General features: G+C 39.0%; 3 protein-coding genes. 1 reads left to right on the top strand and 2 read right to left on the bottom strand.

What is annotated here, in order from left to right:
- Nucleotides 1-149: 149 nt before the first annotated feature.
- The gene (locus ACFFIP_RS17070) at nt 150-2,309 is read right to left on the bottom strand and encodes a xanthine dehydrogenase family protein molybdopterin-binding subunit (RefSeq protein ID WP_382388948.1); all 2,160 of its coding nucleotides are present in this window, start codon (nt 2,307-2,309) and stop codon (nt 150-152) included.
- A gap of 2 nt (nt 2,310-2,311) precedes the next feature.
- Entirely contained in the window at nt 2,312-2,770 is a 459-nt protein-coding gene (locus tag ACFFIP_RS17075; protein WP_382388950.1) for a (2Fe-2S)-binding protein, read from the bottom strand.
- A 387-nt stretch (nt 2,771-3,157) separates the two neighbouring features.
- Between ACFFIP_RS17075 and ACFFIP_RS17080 the strand changes: the two genes are divergently transcribed.
- Nucleotides 3,158-3,625: a hypothetical protein gene (locus ACFFIP_RS17080; protein ID WP_382388951.1), complete on the top strand. Its 468-nt coding sequence runs from the start codon at nt 3,158-3,160 to the stop codon at nt 3,623-3,625.
- Nucleotides 3,626-3,798: the final 173 nt, after the last annotated feature.

A 3,798-nucleotide genomic window follows, 5' to 3' on the forward strand; every position in this document is an offset into this window, starting at 1 on the left:
CAATTGCCAGTCTGATTTTTAAAAACTACCTTAGACATTGTTGTATTTTGTTCAACTCTAAAATAATAATTTTAGAGAAGATCAACAATAAAAAAAGGGTGTCTCGACTTTTCGGACACCCCCTTTCGTTAATCCCGGATGTAAGCAACTTACGTTCTTCTGATCTGCAATCTGATATCGGAGAATTCTTTTTGTTCGATAAAAGGCTGACTTCTCAACCTTCTTCCAGTAGCTGCATAGATAGCATTTGCTATGGCACCACCTGTTGGCGGAAGAGCAGGCTCTCCTAATCCAGTAGGATCATAGCCACTATCGACGTAATGCACTTCTACTTCAGGCACTTCCTTCATTCGGATCAACCTATAGGTATCAAAATTTCTTTGTTTAGGGAGACCATTTTCAAAGGTCATGTTGGTAAACATGGCATGTCCCATGCCGTCCACGATGCCCCCTCTTACCTGATGGTCTGCACCGGTTGGGTGAACTACGATTCCGCAATCTGTGGCAGCAGTTATTTTTTTCAAAACAGGCTGACCGATATCCATCACGATATCTGCCACTTGTGCGACATAAGACCTATGAGAGAAATAAACACTGAAGCCTTGCATGACATCTTTGTTTTTGCCCCAATTGGATTTATCAGCAGCTGTTTCAATGACACCTATCATCCTATCAATATCATAGTGGATCTCTCCTACAGGATTCTTTTTGGCTCTTTCCAAAAGATCCAATCTCATTTTTACCGGATCTTTTTTTGCAGCCAAAGCTACCTCATCAAGGAAGGATTGTTCCGCATAAGCCAAGAAATTGGTAATGGGGGCTCTCCAGGCATTGGTCGTAATAGGAGATTTGTGCTCAAGGTTTTCGATGAGTAAATTGTCAATTGCACCAGAAGGAAAGTTATTTTCTCTGGTCGTATTACCCGCATTGATGCCTACGCCGCGAAGCTTATAGCCGATCATATTCCCCTGATTATCCAAAGCTGCTGAGAACTGATACCTTACCGCAGGTCTGTAAGCACCTCCAGTCATATCGTCTTCCCTACTCCAGGTCACTTTTACGGGTTTATCCAAAATTTTGGAAAGCTCAGCTGCTTCTACTACGAAATCAGCCCTTAATCTTCTACCAAAACCACCTCCCAATCGGGTAATGTCTACGGTGATGTTTTCTTTCGGAATACCCAAGAGCTGGGCTGTTTCCATTCGTGCTCTATCTGGAGTCTGTGTTGGCCCGATGAGTTCCACCTGATCACCTTTGACATGTGCGAAAAAGTTCTGAGGCTCCATGGGTGAATGGGACAAGAAAGGACATTGGTACTCAGCTGTCACAATTTGAGCGGCGTTTTTAAATGCTGTCTCCACATCTCCATCTTTTCTCATTACTTGTGCACTTTTGCTCGCCATCAGCTCTTTAAAGATTCTGTCATGATCAAAACTGCTTTCTACCGCACCATCCGGTTCATATTCAATTCTCAACTGTCTTTTTGCTTTGATCAAAGGCCAAGTAGAATCACCGATCACTGCAACATTATTTTTAAAAACCACAACATCAGTCACACCGGCTACTGACCTTGCGGCAGAATCATCAACAGATTTGATTTTCATACCAAAAGGTGGCCGCTGAATCATTGCATTGACCATCCCTTCTCTATATATATCCAGCCCATAAATCGGTTGACCAGTAAACATGGCTTTATTTTCCACGTTTTTCACAGGCGTGCCAATCAGGGTAAAGTCTTTTACATCTTTAAGCTTGACATCCTCTGGAGCTGTCATTTGTGCAGCTTCACTGACTACTTCCCCATAATGGAATTTTTTCTTTCCATTGTGGAATATTTCCCCGTTTTGGGTTGTCAATTCTCCGGGATCAACATTCAATTTCTGCGCTGCAGCGGCCACTAAAAGATATTTCGCTGTTGCACCTGCTTTCCTTAGCCTCTCCCAGGAATGTGGCATTGCCCCGGATCCTCCAGTCAGTTGTCTGTCATATTTCTCATTATCCAAAGGAGCCTGAAGCACCCTTACTTTCTTCCAGTCAGCATCCAACTCTTCCGCTACTATCATAGGGAAAGATGTTTTAATATTTTGACCCAACTCAGGATTAGGCGAATAAATCACCACGTCTCCATCAGGAGAAATGGACAGATAAGCGTTAAAATCAAGTACTTTGGAAAGTACCTCTTCATTAGTCAAGACCTTCATCTTTGGAGAATCACAACCCGACCAATAGAAACCAATAAACAATCCTCCTGTGACAGTTGATGCCAGCTTAAGGAAATCCCTTCTATTTGTTTTCGTAAAATTCTCCATGATTATTTAATTTTTGCAGCTAATGCTACAGCTTCTCTTATTTTATGATAAGTTCCACAACGACATAAATTGCGGTTCATTGCATTTTCGATTTCTTCTAAAGTAGGCTTTGGGTTTTTCTTTAAAAAAGCAGCCGCATTCATGATTTGGCCAGCCTGACAATAACCACATTGGGCGACATCCACCTCTTCCCAAGCCTTTTGTACCGGATGATCCCCTTCTTTGGACAACCCTTCTATCGTGGTGACCTCATCTGAACCTATGCTGGAAACCGGCAAGGTACAGGAATAAGTGGCTTCTCCATTAATATGGACTGTACATGCTCCACATTGGGCAATTCCGCAGGAATACTTCGTGCCGACCAGACCCAAATGATCTCTCAACACCCACAATAAGGGGGTATCATCATCAACATCTACCTTGATAGTTTCACCGTTGATTCGAAGATTATAATTTGCCATTTTTTAAAATCGTTTAATACAAACCTTAAAGTACCAATATTTTTCATTTTTTTGAAACAAATAGCATGGAATTTGATACGTATTTATATACAATGCAATTGGTTCGTTTTAACGGAATCTGATCTTTTGCATGATTGTATCGATGGAAATTAAAATTTCCTCCAAAATTACCGGACTTAGAATGGAATATGCTTCGCTGAAATTAAAACTTAAACTAAAGTTTAATTTTGAACGAATTTCACATACAATAATCAAAGTTTCGTGTTAACGTTTTTGTAACGTACATGATTTGAAAAAAAAAATTTGGATAAGTGGCTGTTTATTAATTACTTCATGACGGTTTCTTCACCCGAATTACCCACCAACATCACCCTTAATATTTAATATATGTTAAGTTTAAATAAAATCTTTCTGTCTGTATGCTGCCTAGGTTTGATGACCTGGATTTTGGCAGTTACAGAGATTAATTCATTTGAACCTTCTGAGGATAATAACAAGCAGGCTTTCATTGAAACAGATCCACACTTATATATCTCGGAATCATATATTGTGAAATCATCCATTCTGCCAATTGAAAATAATTACTTTCTCAGCCTTTCAGGAATTAAAGATCTTTCAAAAAATAAATTTTTATTGATCAACGGGATAATTGCTTTGGCTTTTTTAATATTGGCTACAAAACTAAAACTAGAAGTGAATATTTACAGGTTCTTCAATAAAGACCACAATGGAGAAATCGTTTTTTCGGATTCAACAGCAAAATCAGTTCATTACATAACAGCTGTTAGTGGTAAAATTTCAAAAGTAATTGGAGTTTCATTTGCCCTTTTGACAGTGATCACTTTCGTGTTTTAAAACTTTGTTTTTATCATTCTTTTTTCAAAAAATATTAAAAATGACATTTAGGGGGTGTCCGAAAAGTCGAGACACCCTTTTTTTATTGTTGATCTTCTCTAAAATTATTATTTTAGAGTTGAACAAAATACAACAATGTCTAAGGTAGTTTTTAAAAATCAGACTGGCAATTG

It is taken from the genome of Fontibacter flavus (assembly GCF_042432905.1).
Classification (GTDB): domain Bacteria; phylum Bacteroidota; class Bacteroidia; order Cytophagales; family Cyclobacteriaceae; genus Fontibacter; species Fontibacter flavus.

Bases quoted from the DNA above. Each gene is read 5' to 3' on its own strand.
- ACFFIP_RS17070 (WP_382388948.1), bottom strand. From the start codon at position 2,309: ATGGAGAATTTTACGAAAACAAATAGAAGGGATTTCCTTAAGCTGGCA.
- ACFFIP_RS17075 (WP_382388950.1), bottom strand. From the start codon at position 2,770: ATGGCAAATTATAATCTTCGAATCAACGGTGAAACTATCAAGGTAGAT.
- ACFFIP_RS17080 (WP_382388951.1), top strand. From the start codon at position 3,158: ATGTTAAGTTTAAATAAAATCTTTCTGTCTGTATGCTGCCTAGGTTTG.